The 25636-nt window shown below is 45.1% G+C and carries 30 protein-coding genes; 18 read left to right on the top strand and 12 right to left on the bottom strand.

All coding sequences use genetic code 11. The annotated features are described in order from the left end of the window. The first annotated feature begins 13 nt into the window (after window positions 1–13). From V1U08_RS06390 to V1U08_RS06375, 4 genes are all read left to right on the top strand, one after another. Window positions 14–550 (top strand): DUF924 family protein, encoded by a 537-nt coding sequence (locus V1U08_RS06390; RefSeq protein WP_014233490.1) that lies wholly within the window; start codon window positions 14–16, stop codon window positions 548–550. Between the two features lie 25 nt (window positions 551–575). Further along, on the top strand, window positions 576–905 hold the full coding sequence (locus tag V1U08_RS06385) for a DUF4144 family protein (protein ID WP_065297960.1): 330 nt from the start codon (window positions 576–578) through the stop codon (window positions 903–905). Window positions 906–1030: 125 nt separating this feature from the next. Continuing rightward, window positions 1031–1456: a VOC family protein gene (locus V1U08_RS06380; protein WP_065303208.1), complete on the top strand. Its 426-nt coding sequence runs from the start codon at window positions 1031–1033 to the stop codon at window positions 1454–1456. Between the two features lie 40 nt (window positions 1457–1496). After that, window positions 1497–2012 (top strand): macro domain-containing protein, encoded by a 516-nt coding sequence (locus V1U08_RS06375; RefSeq protein WP_014233487.1) that lies wholly within the window; start codon window positions 1497–1499, stop codon window positions 2010–2012. An 85-nt stretch (window positions 2013–2097) separates the two neighbouring features. Here the strand turns inward: V1U08_RS06375 and V1U08_RS06370 are convergent, their stop codons facing one another. Then, window positions 2098–3231, bottom strand: coding sequence for an MBL fold metallo-hydrolase (locus tag V1U08_RS06370; RefSeq protein ID WP_330470208.1), 1134 nt, complete (start codon window positions 3229–3231; stop codon window positions 2098–2100). Between the two features lie 190 nt (window positions 3232–3421). On the opposite strand from V1U08_RS06370, the gene V1U08_RS06365 reads away from it, so the two are divergent. Beyond that, the gene (locus tag V1U08_RS06365; protein ID WP_020335096.1) at window positions 3422–3667 is read left to right on the top strand and encodes a Rho-binding antiterminator; all 246 of its coding nucleotides are present in this window, start codon (window positions 3422–3424) and stop codon (window positions 3665–3667) included. Window positions 3668–3820: 153 nt separating this feature from the next. On the opposite strand, the gene ompW is transcribed toward V1U08_RS06365, so the two are convergent. Next, complete coding sequence (gene ompW, locus V1U08_RS06360) at window positions 3821–4465, bottom strand: outer membrane protein OmpW (RefSeq protein ID WP_014233484.1); 645 nt, start codon at window positions 4463–4465, stop codon at window positions 3821–3823. A gap of 361 nt (window positions 4466–4826) precedes the next feature. On the opposite strand from ompW, the gene V1U08_RS06355 reads away from it, so the two are divergent. Both V1U08_RS06355 and V1U08_RS06350 read left to right on the top strand, forming a co-directional pair. Beyond that, complete coding sequence (locus V1U08_RS06355) at window positions 4827–5138, top strand: cupin domain-containing protein (RefSeq protein ID WP_014233483.1); 312 nt, start codon at window positions 4827–4829, stop codon at window positions 5136–5138. Window positions 5139–5187: 49 nt separating this feature from the next. Then, the gene (locus V1U08_RS06350; protein ID WP_330470207.1) at window positions 5188–5805 is read left to right on the top strand and encodes an HAD family hydrolase; all 618 of its coding nucleotides are present in this window, start codon (window positions 5188–5190) and stop codon (window positions 5803–5805) included. 30 nt (window positions 5806–5835) lie between these two features. Here the strand turns inward: V1U08_RS06350 and V1U08_RS06345 are convergent, their stop codons facing one another. After that, window positions 5836–6276: an Lrp/AsnC family transcriptional regulator gene (locus V1U08_RS06345; RefSeq protein WP_014233481.1), complete on the bottom strand. Its 441-nt coding sequence runs from the start codon at window positions 6274–6276 to the stop codon at window positions 5836–5838. A gap of 126 nt (window positions 6277–6402) precedes the next feature. Between V1U08_RS06345 and V1U08_RS06340 the strand changes: the two genes are divergently transcribed. Both V1U08_RS06340 and V1U08_RS06335 read left to right on the top strand, forming a co-directional pair. Beyond that, complete coding sequence (locus tag V1U08_RS06340; protein ID WP_330470206.1) at window positions 6403–6987, top strand: LysE family translocator; 585 nt, start codon at window positions 6403–6405, stop codon at window positions 6985–6987. A gap of 200 nt (window positions 6988–7187) precedes the next feature. Further along, the gene (locus V1U08_RS06335; RefSeq protein ID WP_330470205.1) at window positions 7188–7961 is read left to right on the top strand and encodes a siderophore-interacting protein; all 774 of its coding nucleotides are present in this window, start codon (window positions 7188–7190) and stop codon (window positions 7959–7961) included. 103 nt (window positions 7962–8064) lie between these two features. Here V1U08_RS06335 and V1U08_RS06330 read toward each other — a convergent pair whose 3' ends face one another. The 5 genes from V1U08_RS06330 to kduD all read right to left on the bottom strand — a co-directional run bounded on the left by V1U08_RS06330 (window position 8065) and on the right by kduD (window position 11741). Continuing rightward, window positions 8065–8688 (bottom strand): bifunctional 4-hydroxy-2-oxoglutarate aldolase/2-dehydro-3-deoxy-phosphogluconate aldolase, encoded by a 624-nt coding sequence (locus tag V1U08_RS06330; RefSeq protein WP_330470204.1) that lies wholly within the window; start codon window positions 8686–8688, stop codon window positions 8065–8067. A gap of 11 nt (window positions 8689–8699) precedes the next feature. Continuing rightward, window positions 8700–9629, bottom strand: coding sequence for a sugar kinase (locus V1U08_RS06325; protein ID WP_014233477.1), 930 nt, complete (start codon window positions 9627–9629; stop codon window positions 8700–8702). 76 nt (window positions 9630–9705) lie between these two features. Further along, the gene (locus V1U08_RS06320; protein WP_014233476.1) at window positions 9706–10341 is read right to left on the bottom strand and encodes an RpiB/LacA/LacB family sugar-phosphate isomerase; all 636 of its coding nucleotides are present in this window, start codon (window positions 10339–10341) and stop codon (window positions 9706–9708) included. 59 nt (window positions 10342–10400) lie between these two features. Next, the gene (locus tag V1U08_RS06315) at window positions 10401–10958 is read right to left on the bottom strand and encodes a YgjV family protein (protein ID WP_174234202.1); all 558 of its coding nucleotides are present in this window, start codon (window positions 10956–10958) and stop codon (window positions 10401–10403) included. A 21-nt stretch (window positions 10959–10979) separates the two neighbouring features. Continuing rightward, window positions 10980–11741 (bottom strand): 2-dehydro-3-deoxy-D-gluconate 5-dehydrogenase KduD, encoded by a 762-nt coding sequence (gene kduD / locus V1U08_RS06310; RefSeq protein WP_014233474.1) that lies wholly within the window; start codon window positions 11739–11741, stop codon window positions 10980–10982. Window positions 11742–11995: 254 nt separating this feature from the next. On the opposite strand from kduD, the gene kdgR reads away from it, so the two are divergent. After that, a complete protein-coding gene (kdgR, locus tag V1U08_RS06305; RefSeq protein ID WP_330470203.1) occupies window positions 11996–12778 on the top strand; it encodes a DNA-binding transcriptional regulator KdgR in 783 nt (260 codons plus the stop codon). A gap of 108 nt (window positions 12779–12886) precedes the next feature. On the opposite strand, the gene V1U08_RS06300 is transcribed toward kdgR, so the two are convergent. Continuing rightward, complete coding sequence (locus tag V1U08_RS06300; protein WP_014233472.1) at window positions 12887–13756, bottom strand: LysR family transcriptional regulator; 870 nt, start codon at window positions 13754–13756, stop codon at window positions 12887–12889. Between the two features lie 177 nt (window positions 13757–13933). Here V1U08_RS06300 and V1U08_RS06295 point away from each other — a divergent pair, with 177 nt between their 5' ends. From V1U08_RS06295 to V1U08_RS06270, 6 genes are all read left to right on the top strand, one after another. Then, complete coding sequence (locus V1U08_RS06295; RefSeq protein ID WP_330470202.1) at window positions 13934–14536, top strand: HD domain-containing protein; 603 nt, start codon at window positions 13934–13936, stop codon at window positions 14534–14536. Between the two features lie 24 nt (window positions 14537–14560). Then, window positions 14561–15298 carry a class II aldolase/adducin family protein gene (locus tag V1U08_RS06290; RefSeq protein WP_330470201.1) on the top strand — a complete coding sequence of 246 codons (738 nt, stop codon included), beginning with the start codon at window positions 14561–14563 and terminating at the stop codon, window positions 15296–15298. Between the two features lie 270 nt (window positions 15299–15568). Then, on the top strand, window positions 15569–16717 hold the full coding sequence (locus tag V1U08_RS06285; protein ID WP_020335086.1) for an S-(hydroxymethyl)glutathione dehydrogenase/class III alcohol dehydrogenase: 1149 nt from the start codon (window positions 15569–15571) through the stop codon (window positions 16715–16717). A gap of 89 nt (window positions 16718–16806) precedes the next feature. Next, window positions 16807–17646, top strand: a complete 840-nt coding sequence (gene fghA / locus V1U08_RS06280; protein ID WP_065300639.1) for an S-formylglutathione hydrolase — start codon at window positions 16807–16809, stop codon at window positions 17644–17646. Between the two features lie 400 nt (window positions 17647–18046). After that, the gene (locus V1U08_RS06275) at window positions 18047–18511 is read left to right on the top strand and encodes an oxidoreductase (protein WP_014233467.1); all 465 of its coding nucleotides are present in this window, start codon (window positions 18047–18049) and stop codon (window positions 18509–18511) included. Then, window positions 18511–19608 carry a GGDEF domain-containing protein gene (locus tag V1U08_RS06270; RefSeq protein WP_330470200.1) on the top strand — a complete coding sequence of 366 codons (1098 nt, stop codon included), beginning with the start codon at window positions 18511–18513 and terminating at the stop codon, window positions 19606–19608. Before V1U08_RS06275 ends, V1U08_RS06270 begins: the two co-directional genes overlap by 1 nt. An 84-nt stretch (window positions 19609–19692) precedes the next feature. On the opposite strand, the gene V1U08_RS06265 is transcribed toward V1U08_RS06270, so the two are convergent. Beyond that, the gene (locus V1U08_RS06265) at window positions 19693–20496 is read right to left on the bottom strand and encodes a Cof-type HAD-IIB family hydrolase (protein WP_065303197.1); all 804 of its coding nucleotides are present in this window, start codon (window positions 20494–20496) and stop codon (window positions 19693–19695) included. A 110-nt stretch (window positions 20497–20606) separates the two neighbouring features. Beyond that, window positions 20607–21494 carry a LysR family transcriptional regulator gene (locus tag V1U08_RS06260; protein ID WP_330470199.1) on the bottom strand — a complete coding sequence of 296 codons (888 nt, stop codon included), beginning with the start codon at window positions 21492–21494 and terminating at the stop codon, window positions 20607–20609. Between the two features lie 132 nt (window positions 21495–21626). Between V1U08_RS06260 and V1U08_RS06255 the strand changes: the two genes are divergently transcribed. Continuing rightward, window positions 21627–22247 (top strand): DsbA family protein, encoded by a 621-nt coding sequence (locus V1U08_RS06255; RefSeq protein ID WP_330470198.1) that lies wholly within the window; start codon window positions 21627–21629, stop codon window positions 22245–22247. 125 nt (window positions 22248–22372) lie between these two features. Continuing rightward, window positions 22373–24052, top strand: a complete 1680-nt coding sequence (locus V1U08_RS06250; protein ID WP_330470197.1) for an RluA family pseudouridine synthase — start codon at window positions 22373–22375, stop codon at window positions 24050–24052. A 111-nt stretch (window positions 24053–24163) separates the two neighbouring features. Here V1U08_RS06250 and V1U08_RS06245 read toward each other — a convergent pair whose 3' ends face one another. Continuing rightward, a complete protein-coding gene (locus V1U08_RS06245) occupies window positions 24164–25504 on the bottom strand; it encodes an MATE family efflux transporter (RefSeq protein ID WP_330470196.1) in 1341 nt (446 codons plus the stop codon). Window positions 25505–25636 lie beyond the last annotated feature (132 nt).

Raw genomic sequence — 25636 nt, 5'->3', positions numbered from 1 at the left:
AAAAGGAAGCGCTATGCATCAGTCAATCATCAAGTTCTGGTTTGAAGAACTGACCCCACAAAATTGGTTCGAAAGTAATCCTGAACTGGATAAACTCATTGAATCTCGGTTTTCCTCAGTGCTAGAACAAGCGGCTCGCTGCGAACTGTTTACTTGGCGCGACAGTGCACAAGGTCGATTAGCCGAAATCATTGTACTCGACCAGTTTTCGCGTAATGTGTACCGCAATACGCCAAAAGCGTTTGCACAAGATCCACTCGCGCTCTCGTTAGCACAAGAGGCCATTCGACTTGGTCTGCATAAAGCGCTGAATCGCGATCAACGTAGTTTTTTGTACATGCCGTTTATGCATAGTGAATCTCGTGTCATCCATGTGGAAGCAGAAAAATTGTTTAGAGCTCCGGGGCTTGAAAACAACTACGATTTTGAGCTAAAACACAAAGCCATCATCGACCAATTTGGGCGTTATCCACATCGTAATGCGATATTAGGAAGAACGAGTACACCAGAGGAAGTTGAGTTTTTGAAAACACCAAATTCTGGCTTTTAAGGTCAGTAAACAACAAGGCAATAGAATGACGCTAAACACCGTAATGTGGCCGTGCTTATTGAAACTAGAGGGCGATGACGAACTCATCTATCTGCAATCCCACTCAGAGTTACAAACTGAGTGTCAGGCACTCATTTGGGGACAAGAAGATTACGTGATTGATTCAAAAGGTCAAACTTTCGGCTTGCAGCATGATAATGCCAATCACATAACCCTGAATCCAAATAACAAAACCCTGTCTGTCGAGGAAGTCACTACGCTGATTCAATCTCATGAATTTAGTCAGGCTCAAAGATGCATCATTAAAATCCATTTCAGTAGTGTTCAGCAGGCCGTTTCTGCGTTAGCTGGTTAATATTACAACTCTTCTATCAGACATAAGTTCCTAATCTTGATTTAAGTACTGCTGGCCACTCTCACAGATGTCCAAGCACTCTTCACCCATATGCTATTCTCAATAGCAAACAGGAGGAGGAATACATGCCTAGTCAGAACCCCATCGAGATAAAAGCACTCGATCACATTGTTTTGCGAACAACTAATCTCAATGCCATGTTGTACTTTTATCGAGACATACTAGGTTGCCCGGTAGAAAGGGAGCTCGCTGAATTGGGGTTAACTCAGCTCAGAGCCGGTACAGCATTGATTGATATCGTCACAGTAGAGAGTGAACTGGGCAAACTGGGCGGAAAACCTCCTGTACAAAATGGTAGGAACGTCGATCACTTTTGTTTGCAACTTACGCCGTTTGAAGAAGCTGAACTCATCCAATATCTGCACACCCACGATATTCAGACTGAGGATTTTGCCGAGCGTTATGGCGCGCAAGGTTTTGGACGCTCGCTCTATATTAATGATCCCGAGGGGAATGTTGTCGAGCTCAAACCTCAGGTGATAATCGAGTAAGTTTCAGCTATCTCAACATGATTTCGATAAGGCAAACAGAATGAACGCTATCTCACTGATTAAGGGAGACATCACCACAGCAAAAGTCGATGCTATCGTTAATGCCGCTAATCCAAGCATGCTCGGTGGAGGAGGCGTCGATGGTGCGATTCACCATGTCGCTGGACGCGAGCTGTATGTCGCTTGCTTAGCAGTGAAAGAAATCGATGGTATTCGCTGCCCTTTTGGCTACGCGCGCATTACTTCCGCTGGAAAGTTAGACGCACGTTACGTTATTCATGCCGTTGGGCCGATCTACGATAAATTTCACGACCCTCGAGCGGTGTTAGAATCGGCCTATAAAAACGCACTCGATCTGGCGTTGGAAAGCGGCTGTAAGACTGTCGCGCTACCCGCCATCTCATGCGGCGTTTATGGTTACCCACCACATGAAGCCGCCGAAGTGGCACTCTCAGTCTGTCAGCGCCCGAAATACCACTCGCTGCAGATGCACTTTTACCTGTTTAGCGATGAGATGCTTAGAATTTGGCAACAAGCTCTCGCGGCCTATCAGTAAACCCAATCGACCAGAGAACCAGAGAAGAATAGGCTCAAGACTTAACCACACTGAGGCGTCAATAAGCATAAGATGCAACAACAGCTTACACCTCAACCCCTCTTACGCGTTCTTCACTGAATTCCTTCTGCCACCAAGTTCGGTTTTTGTATTCGTTCTGAACAAGAAAACTCTCTCCCGGCATAGGCGTGAGTAACGTTACGCTTTCGCTTTGGCAGTGGCGAATCAAATCTTCAATTGGCTCATCCCATTTATGCGTGAACAACTCATAAGTTGCCCAGTGGACAGGCAATAACTTTTTCGCCTGTAAGTCCTTGAATGCCTGAACCGTATGGTGTGCTTGCATGTGGCCCCAGTTTTCTACTGGATAGCCCTGATTGTTTTTTACATCCGCCGCTACTTCCAAACAGGCAATGTCGATTGGTCCGCACCGCTGTGCGATGTTGGCAAAATGCTGGTCGTAAGCACTGTCTCCACTAAAGTACAGTGTCTCACTTCGCCCTTTAATGACCCATGAAGCCCACAATGTGGTGTTTTTATCGAGATAAGTTCGCCCTGAGTTATGGTTAGCGGGCGTACAAATAAGCTCGACATTGGCATACTGTATGCTCTCCCACCAGTCGAACTCAACAATATCATCAGCACACACTCCCCACTTGATCAGGTGTTTCCCGACACCAAGCGGCACGTAAAAGGTGACTGATTTATCTGCATAAAAACGGATACTCGAAGCCTCCAGGTGATCATAATGATCGTGCGAGATCACGATAACATCTGGGATGGGCAAACTCTCTCGTGCATGTGTATTCGGGATGTTACGCTCAAACCAGGCCTTTGCGATCAATGGCGAAGCATAGTCAAATACCGGATCGGTCAGAATACGAACCCCATTCACTTCCACCAGCATGGTTGAGTGCCCAAGCCAGGTCACTCGCATAGAATCACTGCGGTGTAAAAACTGATCTTGAACGATTGGGGAATAAGGTAAATGTCCATTGGGACACAGTGGCGCGCGGCCTCCCAAATAGCTCCAGCAAACCTGCCAGAGCGACTGATGACTTGGCACGTTCGGCATGGCATTTTTGACCCGGCCATTTTCGAACTGGGGAGAGTGATGAATACGATGTGCGAGTTGCGCGGTATAAGTTTGCGGCTTAATCGGTGAGCCTAGTTTACGCTCAGGGCTCAAAAAATTGCTCTTCAGGGTCGTTTCAGACATTTCTTAGCTTCGTTTGCTCGACGATAGGTTTAGTAAAGCCCCCTTTCATGTCTATTTTATGACCAACCAGAGGCGTAAAATGAAGATTAGGTTTCAGTGGAGACGATTCCCCTCGAGTGGAATCTCAAACCAAACATTTTGTACTGGGTATACTTAAAGCAAATAGATTTGGTACAAAGGGAGAACAACGATGGTGACCTGCAATCAATACGATTTTATTGAAATAGCCTGTATGTTTCAGTTACCTGTTGAAATTACTCTGAAGAATGGTGAAAGCCATCAGGGGAGAGCGTTTGATACCGGCTTTGATATGCAGCGACAAGAATGTTTGTTTCTTGATGTTGACGGCGAACATGTGGCCTTTCCGACCGAACAACTGCTCATGATGCGAGCGCTAAAAGCCAACCCACATTTTAGTGAAGTAACGTTTGATTAGTGCATTATGGTTTAAAGATGAGAGCAAAAAAGAGGGGCAGTGCCCGAATACCGCCCCTAAAGTCATGCCAAACCTGTCATACGCTGGGCCTCTAGCCTTGCGCGTTATAAAAATTGCTAGCGGTCAAAAGACCTGAAAACTACTGGTTATTGTTTAAAACTTGTAACCACCGCTGATCATAAATACCCAAGGGTTAATTTCTACGTCAGTCTTTTGCTTCACGCCACCTGCTTTGTAGGTTGCTTCTGTTTCAATGTTCGCGTACCAAGCAGATGCGTTTAGGAACCATTGATCGTTGATCATGTAGTCCACACCAACGTTTGCCGCTAAACCAAATGAATCGTCAAGTTTCAGATCCGACAGGCCATTAACTTTACCTTTGTTATTAAAGCCTTCATCAAAGAAGATGGTGTAGTTCAGACCAGCACCAACGTATGGACGGAACTTACTTTGTGGCTCGCCAAAGTAGTACTGAACCATAAACGTTGGTGGCAGGTGTTTGGTATCAGCGATATCGCCAAGATTGCCTAAATCTGTAGAAATATCGTGACTAAACGGTGTCGCTGCCAACACTTCAAAGCTGATGTTGTCCGTAAACATGTAGCCAAATGTCAGACCAAGCTGAGTGTTAGAATCCACTTTCAGCTCTTCTGACGAGCCAAGAATCTTATCGCTGCTATCATTAGGAACCACAGACGCCGCACCCACGCGAAGGACGAAGTCACCTTGTTTATGAGCGAAAACACTTGGTGACACGAGCGCAGCAACCACTGCCAAACTGCAGATTGTTTTTTTCATTTTTATTTCCTTTTATAGGGCTTCGTTTTTGTACCCGTCACTGGTTCATGAAACTCTGCAATATCCAATGGAAAGTCAGAGTGTTAACGAACCCGGGTATTTATATTTGTTAACTGCGCGCAATCTAGCACATAAAAACCTTACTATTTTGACGGAAATCAATTTGTAAAAAATATAGCGAGTCTGTGTTAGAAAACGCCAAATTGATCAACAAATTATGCAAATGATACACAACCTTGTAATGCAAAATGTGCGTGTGAGAAGCTCTTGCCCCTTTAGAGGCACGAGCTTAAGCAGGCTGAACGACGATAAATCACTTATCATCAGATGAGTGAGACACTTTTCAAGCTCAGGAAACGCGATGAACCTGTTTAAAGATTTACCTCATGATGTTAATGAAGAAATATTTGAAGATCTGCTGTGTTACGACAAGTTGCGTATTGAACGTATTGTTTCTTACGGGCAGACTTCTCCCGAAACTGGTTGGTACGATCAAGAAGAAAATGAGTGGGTGCTGGTATTAAAAGGAGCGGGAGAACTCACCTTTGAGAACGATATAGTCAAACGTCTAGAAGCAGGCGATTACATTGATATCCCGGCACACACTAAACACAAAGTCAGTTGGACCGCCCCCGATACGGAAACAATTTGGTTAGCGGTATTTTACCAATAATTCAAAATCAAGTTACCTTGATAAAAGCGAAAACAAGTAGGCACTCATAGTGAACGATGTGAAAAAGCCGTCATTGGCACTGTTTGATTTTGATGGCACCATCACCAATCAGGATATGTACAGCCTGTTCTTGCACTATTCCGCATCAGGCAAACGAAAGAGCGTCGGTAAGTTCGTACTCACGCCATTCTACTTGTTGTACAAAATTGGAATATTACCTGCGCACATTATGCGTCCAATTGCGAGCTTTATTGCCTTTGCTGGTAAAGAGACACAGCACGTTAACGCCATCGGTACTCAATTCGCTAACGAGATTATCCCCCAATACCTCAGACCAGAAGCCGCAGATAAACTGGGTTGGCATCAACAAAATGGCGATACCATTGTCGTGGTATCAGCTTCCCTAAACGCGTATTTACGGCCGTGGTGTGAAGCAAACGGATACCATCTACTATGCAGTGAACTGCTGACCAACACGCCCACAATCAGCGGACGATATCTGCAAGGCGATTGCAGTTTGGAAAGAAAAGTAAGACGGGTACACGAATCATTTAACTTGAATGATTTTGCCTCCGTCTATGCCTACGGTGATACTCATGAAGATATCCCGATGCTCAAACTTGCCGATCACGCCATGCTGAACTGGAAAAAGTGGGAAACCACGTAGACACCGCCAAAAGCAGCAGTGGTAAGGCTATCATCGCTCATCTTTAGGCGTGTCCATCACCACCATGGTTGTAATCCCCTGAACGTGCTCACACTCCCCAAGAACGCCAGCATGAAACGCTTTGTAGGCGGCTAAGTCCCGCGTTTCTACTCGCAACAAATATTCGTTCGCGCCAGTGATGTTATGACACTCAACGACTTCTTTCACAAAACGTACGTGATCCTCAAACGCGTGCTGCGCCTGTTTAGAGTGAGAAGCTAACCCTATCGAAACATAGGCGACAAAACCGACACCCAGTTGCTGACTGTCGAGCACCGCGCGATAGCCTTTGATCACGCCTTGACGCTCCAATTCTTGCACACGGCGCAACGTCGCAGAAGGTGACAAACCAACTCTCTCAGACAGCTCAACATTGGAGATTCTTCCGTCCAACTTAAGCTCTTGCAATATTCTTTCGTCAAATTTATCCATAGTGATTTTTTATTGCTTAATTAATCCATTCAAGGTCAATAAAAGCACAATATTGATGACGTTTCTACTTATAGTTGTTTGAAAGATGACGTCCACTCAGGACAGTTTTGATGTAAGGAAAAAACTATGGAATACCATCAATTAGGCGCTCTGGCATTGTTTGCTTTTGTATCGACTTTTACTCCGGGCCCGAACAATATCATGCTGATGACATCAGGCGCGAATGTCGGGTTTAAACGCACCATTCCACACATGTTAGGTATTACTTTTGGCTTTGGTGCAATGCTAATTCTGGTTGGTATTGGCTTAATGGGGTTATTTCACGCGTATCCGGTTACCCATACAATATTAAAAGCACTCAGCTTAAGTTACTTGCTGTATCTGACTTATAAAATCGCCACCAGTGGTAAAGCAGAAACAAAAAATGATTTTAAGCCAATGTCCTTTATCGGTGCGGCGGCATTTCAGTGGGTGAATCCAAAAGGCTGGTCAATGGCGCTCACGGCTGTCACGGTGTACAGCTCGGGTGCCGAATGGCTAGAGCTGACGTTTATTGCAGGCATCTTCTGCTTGGCTAACCTACCCTCAGTCACTTTTTGGACCGCTGCCGGGATACAGCTACAGCGCTGGTTAACCACATCTAAACGTGTCAAAGGGTTTAATTACGGCATGGCGGCATTACTGCTTTTATCGACGATTCCAATGATATAACTGAATCCCAATCAAAACCTCTACGGAGGTTTTTTTAATGTTTGAGGGATAATCATCGAACAAGCGAACATTCTAGCTTAGATTTGAGTTTCAGTTTCAGTTTCAATTCACAGTGTAAATTTGTTTAAAGACACTACTCTCTCAAGAGAGATATTGATATTCTTAAATGAGAAAGAGAATAATTATCGAGAAAAGTAAAGATGAAAAAGAAACCTGAACCTAAAGAACTTGTCGTTACGCACACAGAAACGATTACCCCAAACATGCAGCGCCTTACTTTGCAAGGAGACGCACTCAGCCATTTCCCGGCAGACTGTGAGGGTAGCTACATTAAGTTGCTTTTTAATCAAGACGGTGGTACCACCTTGCAAGCGATGTCTGAAGATAATCGCCCGTTGATGCGTACTTATACCATTCGCCGTTATCATCCAGAGAAATGCAGCATTGAAGTCGATTTTGTTCGTCATATCACACAAGATCTGCAATGTGGATTTGCCGCTCGCTGGGCGATGTCAGCACAGAAAGGAGACACCATCAACATCGTTGGTCCGGGTAGTATTTCTAACCTCAATACCGACGCAGATTGGTTTTTCATGGCAGCCGATATGACCGCCCTCCCGGCTCTATCCGCCAAAATCCGAACGTTGTCTGAAGAAGCAAAGGGCTATGCTGTAATTAGCGTCATCTCCGCCGCAGACATTCAACCACTGCACGCGCCGGCGGGTATGGAACTGATTTGGCTGACTGAAGGACAAAATCTGGCAGACGCCGTTCGCGAATTGGAATGGTTGGAAGGGAATGCCGCCGTTTGGTGTGCTTGTGAGTTTGATTCTATGCGCGCATTACGCCAGTACTTCCGCAATGAAAAAGAAGTCGAGCGTGAAAATATCTACATCAGCAGCTACTGGAAACAAGGCGTGGCAGAAGATGGGCACAAAGTGATTAAGCGTGAAGATGCCGAATCCAATCAATAGCAATTCACGATAAAAAATACGCCCGGTGGAGCCGGGCGTCGGCAAAATGCCTAATAGCTTTTTTGACTATCAACGATAGTTTTCAGGCTTAGCAGGGTATAAATCATTCAATAATTGTTGCAACTTCACGAATCAACAACGCAAGTTCGTCCCATTGCTCGTTGTCAATCAAATCACCAGGCACCATCCAGGTTCCACCACACGCTAATACAGAAGAAATAGCCAAGTAATCTTTTACGTTACTAGGACTTACTCCACCTGTTGGCATGAATTTAACTGGGTATACCGCTGAAAGTGCTTTAAGCATTGCTGTGCCACCCGATGGCTCCGCAGGGAAAAACTTAAGGGTACGAAGGCCCATTTCCATCGCTTGTTCAACCAGACTTGGATTATTTACACCAGGTACGATAGCGATGTTACGCTGCTGACAGTATTTAACGGTGGTTGGGTTAAAGCCCGGGCTAACAATAAAATCGACACCAGCTTCAATCGCTTCATCCACCTGAGCACTGGTTAGGACAGTGCCCGCGCCAATTAACATCTCTGGATACGCGTCGCGCATATTCTTGATCGCAAGTGCCGCTTCTTCAGTACGAAACGTGATTTCAGCACAAGGCAGGCCGTTTTCAACCAATACCTGAGCCAATTTTACAGCCTTGCTTGCATCTTTAATTGCAATAACAGGGACTACTTTAATTTCAGAAAGTTGTTGATTTAGGTCTTTCATTTCATCGTTCCTTAAATAGTCGGCATCGATTCTCTTGGAATGATTGCACCGCGATGTTGGATAACAGAACCAGCCACTTTGTGCCCAGCCAGCGCAGACTCAGCAACGTCTCCGCCTAGAATGCGTTTTGCAAGGTAACCTGCACTGAAAGAGTCGCCAGCTGCCGTCGTATCGACCACAGCGTCTACTTTCAATGCCGCAACGGAGTGCTGTTGGTCTTGTGTCACAACAAAACAGTCGTCCGCGCCGCGCTTAACAATGATCTCTTTCACTCCAAAGCCTTTGCTACGATTAATGGCTTCAGATTCCTCTTTGTCACCCCATAGCATGACCTCATCATCAAAAGTCAAAAATGCCATGTCAGTAACACTGAGAATTTGCGAGTAGAATCGACGAGCCAACTCTATACTTGGCCAAAGTTTTGGCCGGAAATTGTTATCAAACGCTATCGTAACGCCCTCGTTACGGCAGGCAGCCAGCAGGTCGATCAGCGTTTGACGATGCTCTTCAGCGATAATAGCTAAACTGATACCGCTCAGATAAATCATTTGATGTTGGCAAAGATCTTTAACCAAAGATTCAAAGTTTTGCTCGCGTAGCCAATATTTTGCTGCTGCGTCTTCACGCCAGTAAAAGAAACTTCGTTCACCATCGTCCGCGGTTTCAATCGCATAAATGCCCGGCAATTTATCTTCAGAGAAATAGACCATGTCGGTGTTGATGCCTTCGTCCTGCCAAGCTGTCAGCATTTCGCGGCTAAACGGATCGAGTCCCAGCCCAGTCACATAGGATGTTTCGACGCCATGTTGTTGGGTTAAACGAGACAGGTAAACAGCAGTATTGAGGGTATCACCACCAAAACCTTGCTGTAGCACGCCATGATGTTTCCTAAGCTCTACCATACATTCACCGATGATAGCGACGCGACTGATTGGGTTCATGGGAGCCTCCTTAGTGGTACAAAAAATAAGCCAGCACAATGGCTGGCTTGTACTTAATTCCCGATAAATTAAGTAATTAGTCCAGTAGAGACTTCACGTATTCTGCGATCTCAGGCACTTGGCAATGTGCGAAGAAGCACTCTTGGAATTGCGCACTACCAACAGCCGTTTTCACTAGCTCTTGATCGATGGCACGTAAGCCTTCAACCACATCTTTAGAGACTGCGGCTTTTACGTCGTTCAAGATCGCAGCGTTAGCTTGCTGAGGCGCTGCTCGCTCGATAGGGTAACCTTCACCACGATTTCCAGTGAACGCTTTTTCGAAGATGTAACGCACGTTCAGTTCACCAGCCCAACCAAAACCTTTAGCGAAGGCTAGAGAGATAGCGTTGCCGTTGTTGATTTGGTTGAACAGGAATGCATCAGATGGCTCCAGGCAGTAGCCACATACTACGCCTGGATGTAGGTTGCTTGACATCAGCGCGCCTTGGCCAGTTCCACAACCCGTTACCACGAAATCTACTGCTTTTGAGTTCAGTAGAATATTCGCCATGATACCTAAGTGGACGTACGTTAGATGATGATCATTTTCATCAGTCATACCAACGTTAAATACTTCGTGGCCAAGACCACCCGCTACAGTGTTTAATTCACCAGCCACCATTGCGTTTTTCGCGGCTTGGCTGTTTTCCATCATTAGTGCAATTTTCATCTGTTACTCCTGCGGTACAAACCGCATTCAAAAAGTTTCTTAAACAAAATTCTTAGAATCTATGACCTTTCAAGCTGATTTTGATCAGTTTGTAGCGTCTTCACACAAGGCGGAAGCATTGGCTCCAGTCGCTGGCGATATAAACGGTAAATTGTCATTGAATTCATAACGATCACGGTCATTTCCAGCAGTGTCCCCCCAATAGAACCCACCAGAATATTGTTGGTCAGCCAACAACAAGCACCAATCAAAAAGCCCACACGCATCTGAATTCCCGACAAGCAGAATACAGAGTAGGTCCCGATAATCGTTCCCAAAATAGGCCAAATGTCACGCCACTGCTCAGCAGCCCAATAACCACTAACTAAACTGATAACAATAAATGCAGCAGCGATTCGCTTCGACGAAACAAATATTGCTGTGGTCGTTCTGATTGTCGACAGGAACGCCCCAAGCGCTGAGGTCATTGAACCAAGCAATAAAAAATGGAGAAGATGATTGAGATTAAATATCAGCATCAAGATTTTTAGGCGTTTATCATTTTTTTGGTAAAAGACGGAGAATCCCAAACCAAAACTGATAAACCCTACTACTTGCGCTAATGTTGCGGTATCCACAATCAACTTCTCACAAATCGATTAGCGAGCTAACCATCCACCGTCAACCGCGATCGTGTAACCATTGATATAGTCAGCCGCTTTTGATGCCAAAAATACACAAGGGCCAGCTAAATCTTCAGGCAAGCCCCAGCGTTCAGCAGGGATACGTTCAAGGATGGCAGCGTTACGCTCTTCGTCAGCACGTAAAGCAGCGGTGTTGTTTGTTGCCATGTAACCTGGTGCAATCGCGTTCACGTTAATGTCGTGACTTGCCCATTCGTTCGCCATTAGGCGCGTAACACCCATAACGCCGCTCTTAGAGGCAGTGTATGAAGGAACGCGGATACCGCCTTGGAAAGACAGCATAGATGCGACGTTGATGATCTTGCCACCTTCACCTTGAGCGATGAACTGCTTTGCAACGGCTTGAGACATAAAGAACACCGATTTGATGTTAATGTTCATTACGTCATCCCAATCTTGCTCAGAAAACTCGATCGCATCTTCGCGACGGATGATACCTGCATTGTTTACCAGAATATCAATACGGCCCAGCTCTGTGACTGCACGATCAACGATTGAAGGGATGTCATCCAGCGTCATTAGGTTAGCGCGGACATCAACAAATTTACGGCCTTCGGCTTCAATTTTCTCAATAGTTTCTGTCGGCTCAATGATGTTTACGCCCACGATATCACAACCGGCTTTTGCTAAACCAAGCGCCATACCTTGGCCAAGACCAGTGTCACAACCCGTAACAATGGCTACTTTGCCTTCAAGGTTAAATGAATCAAGAATCATGTCTTTTTCCTCAATAATTAGATAATTCGTGATTTGGCGACTGGCCATGTCACTTTCTACACACATATACTGAATAAAAAAGAAATTAGTTTCAATTATTTTTGAAAAGACGTTTCAAAAAATAGATTACGATCCAATTTTTCTGCACCGAACCCCAATTTAATTCCAAATTATTGAAAAGGTATTTTATAAATACTAGTGCTACAGATTTTATAAGATATAATGAAGCAAACAAAAAATTCACAAGGACATCAATGAAAACCTCAAATCAACCTGAAGCAGTTTCATCAGTACTGAAAGTGTTTCACATTCTTCAAGCACTAGGGGAGCAAAAATCCATCGGTGTATCCGATCTTTCCCAACGACTAATGATGTCGAAAGCAACAACATATCGTTTTCTACAAACAATGAAGTCACTAGGCTACGTATCGCAAGAAGGTGAAGACGATAAGTACTCACTAACACTCAAGCTATTTGAGTTGGGTTCAAAATCGCTCGAGTATGTTGATCTGATTGAACTGGCCGATAAAGAAATGCGTCATATTTCAGAACAAACCAATGAAGCCTTGCACCTGGGTGCTCTAGATGACAGTGCCATCATTTACATCCACAAAATCGATTCTGGCTACAACCTACGCATGCAATCGCGCATTGGTCGCCGTAACCCTCTTTACAGTACTGCGATTGGTAAAGTGTTACTTTCTGAGCGCGATGAAAGCTTCGTCCGTGAGGTGTTAAGCGGTGTAGAATTTATTAAACACACTGAAAAAACGCTAGAAAACACGGAACAAGTGCTAGAAGAATTGGCAAAAGTGCGCGCTCAACACTTTGCAGAAGATAACGAAGAGCAAGAACCTGGCCTTCGCTGTATCGCAGCGCCGGTTTATAACCGCTTTGGTCAAATCATTGCTGCTCTCTCTATCTCATTCCCTGTTATTCGCTTTGAAGAAGAACGAATGGAAGAGTATGTTGGCTTATTGCATCAAGCAGGCAAAAATATTTCCGAGCACTTGGGATATCATAACTACCCCGCATAGTCTGGAAAGCAGCTAGACGGCTGCTTTATTGCCTACTTTATAAATATTGAGAGGGCGATTAAATTTCGCAATTTACCTTATTTAACGCTTCGGCAGCTGATGCGCTGATCACGCCAACTCTTTCGCTAAAAAGTCGATGAGTAATCTGACTTTAGGCGATAGTTTATGACTTGGTGGATACAGCGCCCAAATACCTTCACGATCATCCCGGTAATCACTGAGCACTTCGACCAGCTCACCGCAATCTAACGCCTCTTGAACGTAATAATCCGGTAACTGCACTAAACCAAGCCCACGCTTTGCCGCATCCACTAAAGCGAAACCACTGTTGCATTTGATCCGTCCAGAGACGCGCAACGACTTCTCTCGGTTCTGCTCTTTGAAATGCCAGTAATCGACAGAACCCACCAAACACTGATGACGCCCTAACTCTGATAGTGTATGGGGTTCGCCAAATCGTTCCAGATAATTAGGGCTCGCACAGACATACATTTGGCGTGAAGAAAGGCGCTTAGCAATCATACTTGAATCTTGTAATCGCCCCAGGCGTATGGCCACATCCACCCCTTTCTCTATCAAGTCGAGTCGCTGGTTAGTCAGAATCAAGTCGAGATTCACCTGAGGATGCCTCTCTAAGAACTGGTGCAATAATGGCGCAAGGTTCATTTCTCCATAGGTAACCGGAGCCGTCACCCGCAGTATGCCTTTTGGCTCTGCCTGCATTTGAGTCACGGCAAGCTCGGCTAACTCTAGTCCTTCTAACAGGTGCTTACACTGCTGATAATAAAGCTGACCTGCCTCAGAAAGAGAAACTTTACGCGTGGTGCGATGAAGCAATTTCACCGCTAAACGTTGCTCTAGCGCGGAAACTCGACGACTGATCTGTGCAACCGATGTTTTAAGTTTATTTGCAGCGCCAGTGAAACTGTTTGTCTCTGCAACGGCTACAAACTCAGTAACACCTTCCCAATTCGCCATTTCTTTGTTCCCGTCAAATCATTTAACGACAACATTGTCACACAAACTCTGACCGGGAGAAACTTCCCTTTATCTATACCCCTCAATACAAAAAGTTAATTAAATGTAAACGATTTAACATTGAACAAACATGAGCTGTGTTTTTATAGCGTCTGAATCCACAAGTAGGACAGAAGAATGACCAAGCACAATACCCCATTAGCTGGTTTTACTCATATGGAACATGGCACAGCACAAGACTGGAAGATCATCGCGGAACAATTTGTTGATTATGCGGGAGAATTACCAGACAGAATCATCAAACACCTTTTATTGCTTGATGGTGATTTTGGTGGCTTTCAGGTTGATCGGCTCACACACAGCCTCCAATGTGCAACACTCGCCTATCGAGATGGTAAGGATGACGAGTACGTAGTGTGTGCGCTACTGCATGATATTGGCGATACGTTGGGTTCGTACAACCACCCAGACATCGCCGCTACTATCCTCGAGCCTTTCGTCAGTGAAGAAAATCACTGGATGATCAAACATCATGGTATTTTTCAGGGATATTACTTCTTCCATCACTTGAATATGGACAGAGAGATGCACAAAGCGTACATCGATCATCCTTGTTACCAACGCACCCAGGAGTTTGTGCGTAAATATGACGCGCCAGCCTTTGATCCTGAATTAGACACCCTACAGCTAGAATTCTTTGAGCCGATGATCCGCAAGGTATTTGAGCGTCCCGTTCGCTCGATTTACAAACAAGCTCAAGACAAAATAGCAGCAGAATAGCGAGAGGCGATCATGAATTCATCAATGAGAAATCAAGTTAGCGAACAAGAATGGCAGTTACGTGTGGAATTAGCCGCATGCTACAGACTGGTCGCAGAATTCGGCTGGGACGACTTAATCTTTACCCATATAAGTGTACGAATTCCAGGCCCTGAGCATCATTTTCTGATCAATCCTTACGGGATGATGTTTGATGAAATTACCGCCTCTGACCTTATCAAAATCGATCAGGATGGTAATAAGCTGCAAGACACACCTCACTCCGTCAATCACGCTGGATTTATCATCCACAGCTGTATCCATGAGGCGCGTAATGATGTGGGTTGTATTATTCATACACATACGCGAGCTGGTGTCGCGATCAGCGCGCAGAAAAATGGCATCTTGCCAATCAGTCAACAGTCAACTTATGTGCTGTCGTCATTGGCTTATCACGACTATGAAGGCGTCGCAGTAAGAGAAGATGAACAACCTCGTTTGCAGCAAGATCTGGGAGAGGCAAATTTCCTTGTGCTGCGCAATCACGGGCTATTAACGGTAGGCAAAACCGTCGCGGATGCATTTTTGTCTATGTATGCCTTGGAAACCACCTGCCAAATCCAATTAGCCGCACAATCGGGTGGCAGTGAGCTCATTCATATTGAGCCTAAGATTGTCAGCTCGATAACTGAAGCGGTGAAAACACAAGGCGTGGATGGTTCCATCGTATGGCCAGCATTACTGCGCAAACTGGACCGAATCGACCCACGCTACAAAGACTGATCAATAAAGAAAAAGGCGCTGAATCATAAACATGATAAGCGCTTTTTCATTTGCCCCACAGCACGCCTATTGTCATCAAAAATCCTTTTATCTTCTATCCGGTTTAACACTCTTATTATTACTTATATGTAAAAATCATTTTCATAAACGACGGATTATCATTTTTAATGAAATAGATAAAATGAGCATAAATAAAACTACAGGCGAAAAGCGAAAGCTCAGCTACGCTTAACTACTACGCCTACCTATTGATTAGATAAGGGAAATCCAATGGCACTTGAAATCAAACCAGGTCAAACATCGATCAAATCTAAAGCGGCTGTCGCATGGGCGGCAGGCGAGCCATTAAAAATGGAAGAAGTGGATGTACAACTGCCTAAAAAAGGTGAAGTTTTAGTCCGTATCGTGGCAACTGGCGTTTGTCATACGGACGCATTCACGCTATCTGGTGACGATCCAGAAGGCATCTTCCCTGCGATTCTTGGTCACGAAGGTGGCGGTATCGTTGAAATGGTAGGCGAAGGCGTGACTAGTGTTGAAGTTGGTGATCACGTTATTCCTCTTTACACAGCAGAATGTGGCGAGTGTAAGTTCTGTAAATCTGGCAAAACGAACCTTTGTCAGGCAGTACGTGAAACTCAAGGTAAAGGCCTAATGCCAGATGGCACAAGTCGCTTCTCAATCAATGGCGAAACAATTTTCCATTACATGGGCTGTTCGACGTTCTCTGAGTACACTGTACTACCAGAAATTTCACTAGCGAAAGTAAACAAAGAAGCACCTCTGGAAGAAGTATGTCTACTTGGCTGTGGTGTGACTACCGGTATGGGCGCAGTACTGAATACAGCAAAAGTTCAGGAAGGCGACACAGTAGCCATCTTTGGCCTAGGCGGCATCGGTCTGTCTGCAATCATTGGTGCACGTATGGCTGGCGCTAGCCGCATCATCGGTATCGATATCAATGAGAGTAAATTCGATCTTGCGAAACAACTTGGCGCAACCGATGTGATTAACCCTCAGAAATTCGACAAGCCAATTCAGGAAGTCATTGTTGAAATGACAGATGGCGGCGTTGATTTCTCGTTTGAATGTATCGGTAATGTCAACGTGATGCGTCAGGCTCTTGAGTGCTGTCACAAAGGCTGGGGTGAATCAGTCATCATCGGTGTAGCTGGTGCAGGTCAAGAGATCTCTACCCGCCCATTCCAACTGGTAACTGGTCGCGTATGGCGAGGCAGTGCGTTCGGTGGCGTAAAAGGCCGCTCTGAGCTTCCAGAAATTGTAGAAAAATACATGGCAGGTGAATTCGGTCTACAAGAATTCATTACTCACACGATGGGACTTGAAGACGTCAACGAGGCGTTCGACCTGATGCATGAAGGTAAGAGTATCCGTAGCGTGATTCACATGGACAAATAATGTCTCTGCAGGCTCTCCCTAGGGAGAGCCTTATTGTATTAACGGTGTCCTGCCGTTGAATCTAATTTCTGCTTCTTAAGAGTTTATTCATGATGATAGAAAACGTAAGTCAGGCCAAAGTTTTTGGTGGCTGGCACAAACAATACACTCACGAATCTAGTTCACTGAATTGCCAAATGCGATTCGCTATTTTCCTGCCGCCAAACGCGACAAAGTCCCACCCAGTACCAGTGCTTTACTGGCTATCGGGTCTCACTTGTAGCGATGAAAACTTCATGCAGAAAGCTGGCGCATTTCGTATGGCTGCCGAACTTGGCATTGCCATTGTTGCCCCAGACACCAGCCCTCGTGGCGAAGGTGTGGCAGATGATGAAAATTACGACCTCGGTCAGGGTGCTGGTTTTTATCTTAATGCAACTCAGGCACCTTGGTCACAGCATTACTTCATGTATGACTACATCACGAAAGAACTACCAGCAATCATCGAAAACAATTTCCCGGTTTCTGATGTGAAGTCTATTTCTGGCCACAGCATGGGCGGGCATGGTGCACTGACTATCGGCTTAAAAAATGCCGCTCAGTATCGCTCAATTTCAGCATTTAGCCCTATCAGTAACCCTATTCAGTGTCCTTGGGGCCAAAAAGCGTTTACCGCTTATTTAGGTACCGATATCGAAAACTGGAAACAATATGATGCGAGTGAGTTGCTGAAACAAGGTCCATCACCATTGGCTATTCTGGTTGATCAGGGCGACGCAGACGGGTTCCTGAGTGAACAACTTAAACCTGAACTTCTCGTTGCGGCGGCGAATAAGCATGGTTCAGAACTAACGCTTCGAATGCAGCCAGGTTATGATCACAGTTATTACTTCATCTCGAGCTTTATTGATGACCATTTGAACTTTCATGCTAAGTATTTGTTCGAGTAAGTTGTTAATAAGTAACATAATAATAAGCCACCCAAAAAGGTGGCTTTATTCTTTTTTGAATATCTATTCGTTATTCAGAAATATTATTAATTTTAAAATTGAATTGAATATGTTAATTTTCTTCTAATAATTATTAATTGATAATTATATCGATTTTTATTGAATAGTACTTAAAATACGCTAAGAGTCCTAATATTCCTCTAATCACTGCATTTCATCGTTCATTTATTTAAGAAGTCACGTAATAGCCTTGACGTAAAGTAAGCGTAAGGTTACTTTTCAAACAAGATATATTTTTGCAACCTTATCCATTTATTCAAATCATCGAAACCTTAAATAAATCACGGCTAGCGTCGCTTTCTCTAGCTCAGTAAAAGCATAAAACTCCAAAATGAATAGAATGAAAAAGATACTCGTATTAGGCTTGCTGTGTTTTGCCCCTTTTATTTCTGCACATACCGTTTCATTTAGTAACGGTCCGCAAAAGTCCAGTGTGGCATTGGAATTAGAAGACATTCAATCGTTGCCAGAAACCACTTACACCACCGAGTTACCTTGGAGTAAAGGGGAGTCTGAGTTTACTGGAGTAAAGCTGAGTGACTTACTCACTTACGTATATGGTGATATTCCAGCGCAAATCGATATCAGTGGTTTAAACAATTACCATGCGACCGTAACGCGACCAGATATCGTTAGATATGAGCCGATTTTGGCCTATCAAAAAGATAAACATTACATAAAAATCAGGGACAAAGGCCCATATTGGGTTGTATATCCGCTGAACCTTTACCCAGAGCTAAATCGATCCGCATATCATGCCCAAATGGTCTGGCAGGTGAATGAAATTAAATTGATAAAGAAATAATGAAATTATCAGATACCTATCCACTCAAGCCCCAAAAGTGGCGATACACAACACTCAGCAAACTGCTGCTGTTCGTCTTTGCTACCTCTTTATTACTCGCGAATGTCGTGCTGCTTCAACAAACGCGTGCATTAGCGCAAAACTTTACTAACGAGCAAAAACAAGCCACGTGGTTTTTGTTTCAGCTGTCTAAAGAGCTGTCGGAACTAGTTGGAGAAGCTCGTCGGCTTGATGAAGACATACAGGACATAAATGGCGCAGAGCTACAGTATGAGCTCGCCTGGAGCCGCTTTGACTTACTCATCAACAGCGATGATGCGTACACTTTCTTTTCTCGCAACAATATTCAGCAGTATTTTTTAGAACTCTTCGAACAATTCAAGGACCTTGAGCCTTTTCTTGTCGAGGCGAGCAACGGAGATCGTCAGGCGGCAGCCCAGTTTTATCGCTCAACCCAGACGCTGTACTTAGACTTAGTGGATTTTGTGAATCAAAACTTCCGACTCACCAGCAAAGTATATGAAGCACAAAAAGGTGAAACACAGCGACTGGTACAAGCGCAATATATGCTGTTTGCGACTTTTGTGTTGTCGACACTTTCTCTTATTTATTTCTTTTACCGCGAATCAAGTTTCCACCGAAAACTGGCACTCAGCGATCCGCTGACAAGGCTTGGCAACAGAAGCGCGCTGTTTGTGACGCTCAGAAAAAACATGCAACAAAAAAACACGTTTTATCTCTGTATCCTGGACTTAAACGGGTTTAAAAAAATTAATGATACTTACGGACACCAAGCTGGCGACAAAGTTTTACGAGCTATCGCTAACCGGCTAAAGTCGATGGAGATCAATAATTTTACCACTTACCGAATGGGTGGTGATGAGTTTGCCATCGTCGTTCAGGACAAAGCCATCAGCGAAGAAGAAATACAGCGTCATATTAATGCCGTGTTTGATGACCCGGTACTAAAAACAGAAAACGATCATCAACTTTCGACCAGTATTGGTATCGCGCGGTATCCGATGGATAGCGATAATATCGACTTCCTTATCAATATCGCAGATAAACGCATGTACAAGATGAAATTCCAAAGATAGAACAGAGTGACATCTCAAACATACAAAAGCCCCGCTCTTCAAGAAGCGGGGCTTTTCATTACAACTGAGGGTGAGTCTGCGCGACTAGTTGTTCAGAAATTTTTCTTTCAGCACAGTGAGCACACCAGATTCCTGATTGCTTGGTGCAGAAAAACGGGCGATTTTCTTAATCTCTTCATGAGCATTGGCCACCGCATAAGAGTGCTCGCTCACTTGCAGCATTTCCAAATCATTTAGGTAATCACCAAATGTCATCGTCTCTGCTGGCGTAAAATTCATGGTTTGTTGAAGATACTGAATTGCTGCCCCTTTAGAAGCTTTTGCGTTCATCACGTCTAACCAGATTTTGGCACTAACGACGACTTTATGTGAGTCACCAAACTGGCCGTTCATCGTCGGGAAGACTAACTCTTCTGAACCGTCAAAATGGCAGATCGCAACTTTAATGAACTCATCATCAACCTCAAGCAAATCGTCGACGTTTTCACAGCGATGGTAGTACTTTTGAAACTCTTCCAACGTTTTTTGATCCTGAATTTCGATATAAGCCGAACGCTTACCACACAGAACAATGTGTGCCCCATCTATGCCGCGCGCCGCTTTGATTATCTCTGCTACTTCAGGTTTCGGAATGGTACAGCTATAGAGTTCTTTATCTTTGTGTATCACCAAAGTGCCATTTTCTGCCACGTACAGAATGCGATCCTGAATCGGAGCGAAAGTGTCACGCAAGCTATAATATTGACGGCCAGAGGCAGCCGAAAACAAAATACCTTGTTCTTCTAATCGTAAAAAGACATCGAAGAATTCTGGGTCTAAACGACCGTACTGATCGAGTAGCGTGCCATCCATATCGGAGGCGATAAATTTAATGCTAGCTTGTGACATGAACTAAAACTCTAATTAGGGAAGGAAAACTGCGATTACGTTTAAGGTACAGGATCGTGAGTGAATCTCAAGTTGAGTTGTTCTATTGCTTTGCGATATTGACTCTTGATCTACCATAGATGGCGATTAAAGTGCTGTTCACTATGGTCGATGAAGGCTCTCACCGCCGGAGATAAATGTTTGCGGGAAGAGTACAGTGCGTAAATGTGTAGCCGATTCGGTTTCCAGTCAGGAAGTACGATTTCAAGCTCACCAGATTGCACATACTTCGTGGTTAAATACGTGGGCAGTAAGGCAACACCCATCCCCTGCAGAGCCCCGTGTAGTAGTGCAGTCGCTTCATTACACGTCAATCGGCAATGAATGCTGACCGATTCAAACTGCTCACCCAGGGATAAATGCCAGACGCGCCGCTCAAAATTTTTATAACCTAAACAATCATGATCAGACAAATCGCTTGGCTGAGAAATCACTCTCTGTTTCTTCAGATATTCAGGCGCAGCCACTAGGACAGAATCACAGTCAGCAATGGGCTTGCCAATCAAGGCAGGATCCGGATTCGAAGCTATTCTAATCGCCAGATCGATACGTTCTTCCGTCAGGTCACTCACGGAGTCTTGCAGATCCAAGTCAATATCAACCTTAGGATGTAATTGCATAAAACTGTGTACGGCAGGGATCAACTGAGAAAAACCAAAAGAAGCACTCGACGCGAGTCGGATTTTACCTGCCAGTTCACCGTCAGCGACAATATTCGAGGTCAGGGAGTCGGCCTGCTTTAGCCAACGTTCAATTTGCGCAACACTGCGTTCTCCAGCGGTGGTGAGTGAAACTTTGCGCGTGGTTCGATGCAGCAGGCGAATTTGCAGCCAGTTTTCCATGGCGTCCACATAGCGCGTCACCATCGGCCGGGACATCTCCAACCGCTCAGCCGTTGCGGTAAAACTGCCGGAATACACCACATCAATAAAAACCTTAGCGGCGGTTAGTCTATCCATTGATTTGCTCGGAATAAGAAACAGTGTTGCACATTATTGTGTATTTTTCTGAGCGTATCAATTTCATAACATAGCCTCTGTACCCAAACGAACCGTGCCGTTTGACTAATTTCATTCCTAAGGAGATCTTTCATGGTTACCATTCATTACTTTTTCGACCCGATGTGTGGTTGGTGCTATGGCGCATCAGACCTCATAGAACCTCTGGTGACATCTCCGCAATTTAATGTCGTGTTCCATCCGGGTGGCATGCTCAATCAGCACGAGATTGGTTCCGAATTTCGCCAGCACATTATTGGCAGTGACGAACGTATAGCTGCGGAGACAGGCGCTGTATTTGGCGATGCTTACGTGCAAAGAGTGAAGCAAGAGCGTGAGTTCATCCTAGATTCCTATTTGCCTACGCTAGCCATCTTAACCGCGGAGAAACTCGGTCTAGACCCATGGGTTATGCTGAAAGCGATTCAGTCTGCTCATTACCAATCGGGACTCAAAGTAAATGAGCCCTCCACGCTTAAATCCATTGCTGAAACACTCGGATTGGACACAAGCGATTGGGACGAACTGATGGAGCAAAATCAAACCGTATTGATCAACGAAATTCACTCCAGCCAGCAGTTAATGAGCCAGTTGCAAGTGAGTGGATTCCCAACTTTACTGGTAGAAAAAGAAGGCCAATTCTTTAGAATTCCTCACACGGCTTATTACGGTAAACCAGATCAATGGCAGAACGCATTACAACAGCTGCAGTAAGCCACTAGATAGATTCGCTCTTTCAGCCGCAGAAAGAGCGATTTCACGGTGCAATATCAACATGGCAATCTTGAATCAAACAGGTACAATCCTCGCTCAAATTTTTACTCGCGCGGATACACATCATGCACTCGCCTGAACATTGCTTTACTCGTTTTACTGCTGATATTTCTGGTTATGAGTTACCAGAGCAGTTTACGTTTCCGTTCTATTACACACCGCACCCTCTATGCGTATTAGCCGCTGAACAACTGCAACAGCACTTACTCACGCAAAATGACTTTGAGCATGACTTTGGGTTAGAGGATGAGCAAGCGGGACGAGGGAAAATGTTCGGCGTGCTTTTGGCACAAAATCAACAAGGTGAGCTAGGTTATCTCAGTGCTTTCTCCGGCAAGATCGCCGATCAAAACTTGCTGCCTGGGTTTGTACCACCAGTGTATGACATGCTGACTGACGAAGGTTTTTTCCGCGCTGAAACCGACGCCATCAATGCAATCAATGCCGAATACAAGCAGTGTGCAGATAACCCCGAATTAATTGAGCTCAAAGCAGAGATTCAAGCCGATCGCGCTTCATACCAGCAAGAAGAACAGGCGCAACGCCAAATCATGATAAACGGCCGTGCGAATCGAAAACTACAGCGAAAACAGGGTGAGCAAACACTAGGTCCCGATGAACTAAAGACGTTGTTAGACGACTTGGGTAAGCAAAGTGTGGCCGAGAAAAATGCGCTCAAATACCTCAAGATGGCGTGGGAGGAAAAACTGGCAGTCAAAGAGCAGCGTTTAGCCACTTTAAAACATGAACTTTCAGAACTTAAAGAGCGTCGAAAAACACTGTCTAACGCGTTACAGCACAAACTACACAGACAGTACCGGTTTCTTAACGGACTGGGACAAGAACGCGATTTAGTGGATATTTTTGCTACCACCACGAATCCGGTGCCACCAGCAGGCGCAGGTGAATGTGCTGCCCCGAAACTGCTTCAGTACGCGTTTAAACATGGCTTTAAACCGCTGGCGCTTGCCGAGTTCTGGTGGGGGGAATCACCAAAGTCCGAAGTGCGCCAGCACAAGAAGTTTTACCCATCGTGCAACAGTAAGTGCCAACCGATACTGGGCCACATGCTGCAAGGTATGAACGTCGAACCCAACCCGCTGGCGGAAAACTGGGCAGAAGATAAAGAGCTGGAAATTCTCTATCAGGACGAAGCCATGGTGGTAGTAAACAAGCCATCAGGTTTGCTGTCTGTACCGGGCAAAACCATCAAAGACTCGGCGTACACAAGGCTACAGGCAATGTTCCCTGACGTTGAAGGGCCTTTTGTCATCCATCGCTTAGATATGGCGACATCAGGCATTTTGGTGTTTGCACTGACCAAACGCGCGAATAAAAGTTTACAGAAGCAGTTCATGGCTCGTGGCGTACAAAAACGCTATATGGCTCTGCTGGAAGGTGAACTTAATGATGCCGAGGGTGATATCTCATTACCTATGCGTGGTGACCCAGAAGATCGCCCGCGCCAATTGGTGTGCTTTGAGCATGGTAAACCAGCGGAGACGCACTGGCAGTTGATTGAAGTTAAAAATGGCCGTAGCAAGGTGTATATGTACCCTAAAACTGGCCGTACCCACCAACTGCGTGTCCACAGCGCTCATCACATGGGATTAAATATGCCAATGGTCGGCGATGGCCTGTATGGCGAAAAGGCGAATCGCTTACACCTGCATGCAGAAATGCTGGAACTGGATCATCCATACAGCAAAGAGCGTATGAGCTTCCATGCCGATTGTGAGTTTTAAACCCAGCACGGTTAATCTGAAGAAACTAAAAAGGCACTGAATTCAGTGCCTTTTTAAATTCAGACCAAGCATATTCCGACTCAGTCTTTGCCACTATCGGCTATGACGCATTTAACTGACTTTAAATTTCGTCCACACTTGTGAACGCCAGCGTCTCGCCATGATGATGCCACGAACCCATTCATCCAAAGCGATTGCCATCCAGGCTCCCACTACACCGTAGCCCATGTGAATACCAAGCACGTAAGAGAACAACACGCCTAAGCCCCACATACTTACGATACCCATTTGCACCGGGAATTTAATGTCACCTGCACCTTTTAAACCGGCAATGAAGATCAGGTTAAACACACGTCCAGCTTCTAACAGGATCGACCCCAGAACCAATGAGCCAGCAAGAGCAAGGATTTCAGGCTGATCAGTGAACACGCGGAGAATATCTTCTCGGAATACGTAGATCACGGTCGTGGCAACGGTAGAAGCAACAAAGCCCACCAAGAAATAAATCTGAATACGCTTCAGGATGCTGCTCACCCAACCTTTACCAATGTAATAACCGGTTTGAATCTGCGCTGCCTGACCAATCGCTAGTGCAAAAGCAAAAGAAAAACGCGCAATATTCTGCGCATAGGTAAATGCCGCCAACGAAGCCGTGCCCATCTGTACCACAAAGTACACAATACAGATTTGCGCAATGTTGTAAGACAACACCTCACCGGCATTCATGCCGCCAATCTTCAAAATCTTTTTATAGATGTCCGCCGGCACTTTTTTCATGGTCGACATTGGTAACTGGATGCTTGAACGCGCCACAACCACCAACAACATCAATGTTCCTACGACTTGGCTCACGACGGTCGCAACGGCAACGCCCTCTACGCCATAAACGGGTAAACCAAACGGCTGATACAACGCGATGTAGTTACCTGCAATGTTTAGCACGCCACTGAGCAGGTTAACCACCATTGGTGAGCGCGAAAAACCGTGACTACGCAGAATCGTGGTTAGTACGATGCCAATGGTGACATTGAATGTCAGCGAGCCACTGATCAACAAGTAATTGCGCGCGTATTCTTCCACTTGGGCTTCAAGGCCGTAATATGGCAAAAAGAATATCGCACCAAGTACCGCTATCACGCTGAGGAAAATCCCCACAATCACTGACAGCACAACACTCGCGACACCAACATCAACCGAGTCTTTCTCACGGTCAGCGCCATTGTATTGTGCAATTAAGATGCCCGTCCCACTGCTCACAAATGTTGAAACAATGATGAGAAAAAACGTCAACTGGGTAATAACCCCAACAGCTGATACCGCTTTGTCTGAGTAACCACTCAGCATAAATACATCACTGGTTCCTAAAGCCGTCCTTAGCAAAATTTCCACGAGTATCGGCCAAGCGAGTGTCACGATGGACATGCGCTGGTTGATGTTCTGGCTCTTAGGCATAGTTGTAAACCTTCACACAATGAAAAACTGCTTCACAGGAAACTGTGAAGCAGTTTAAGAAAATAGCCATTCATACTTGAAATGGGCGAAAAGTTGCTATGCGCAAATTTTATTCGCATCCCGGTCACAACA

It is taken from the genome of Vibrio sp. YYF0003, assembly GCF_036350715.1.
Classification (GTDB): domain Bacteria; phylum Pseudomonadota; class Gammaproteobacteria; order Enterobacterales; family Vibrionaceae; genus Vibrio; species Vibrio natriegens.
The sequence above is the reverse complement of the archived record's forward strand: the minus strand, read 5'-3'. Positions and strand labels throughout refer to the sequence as shown.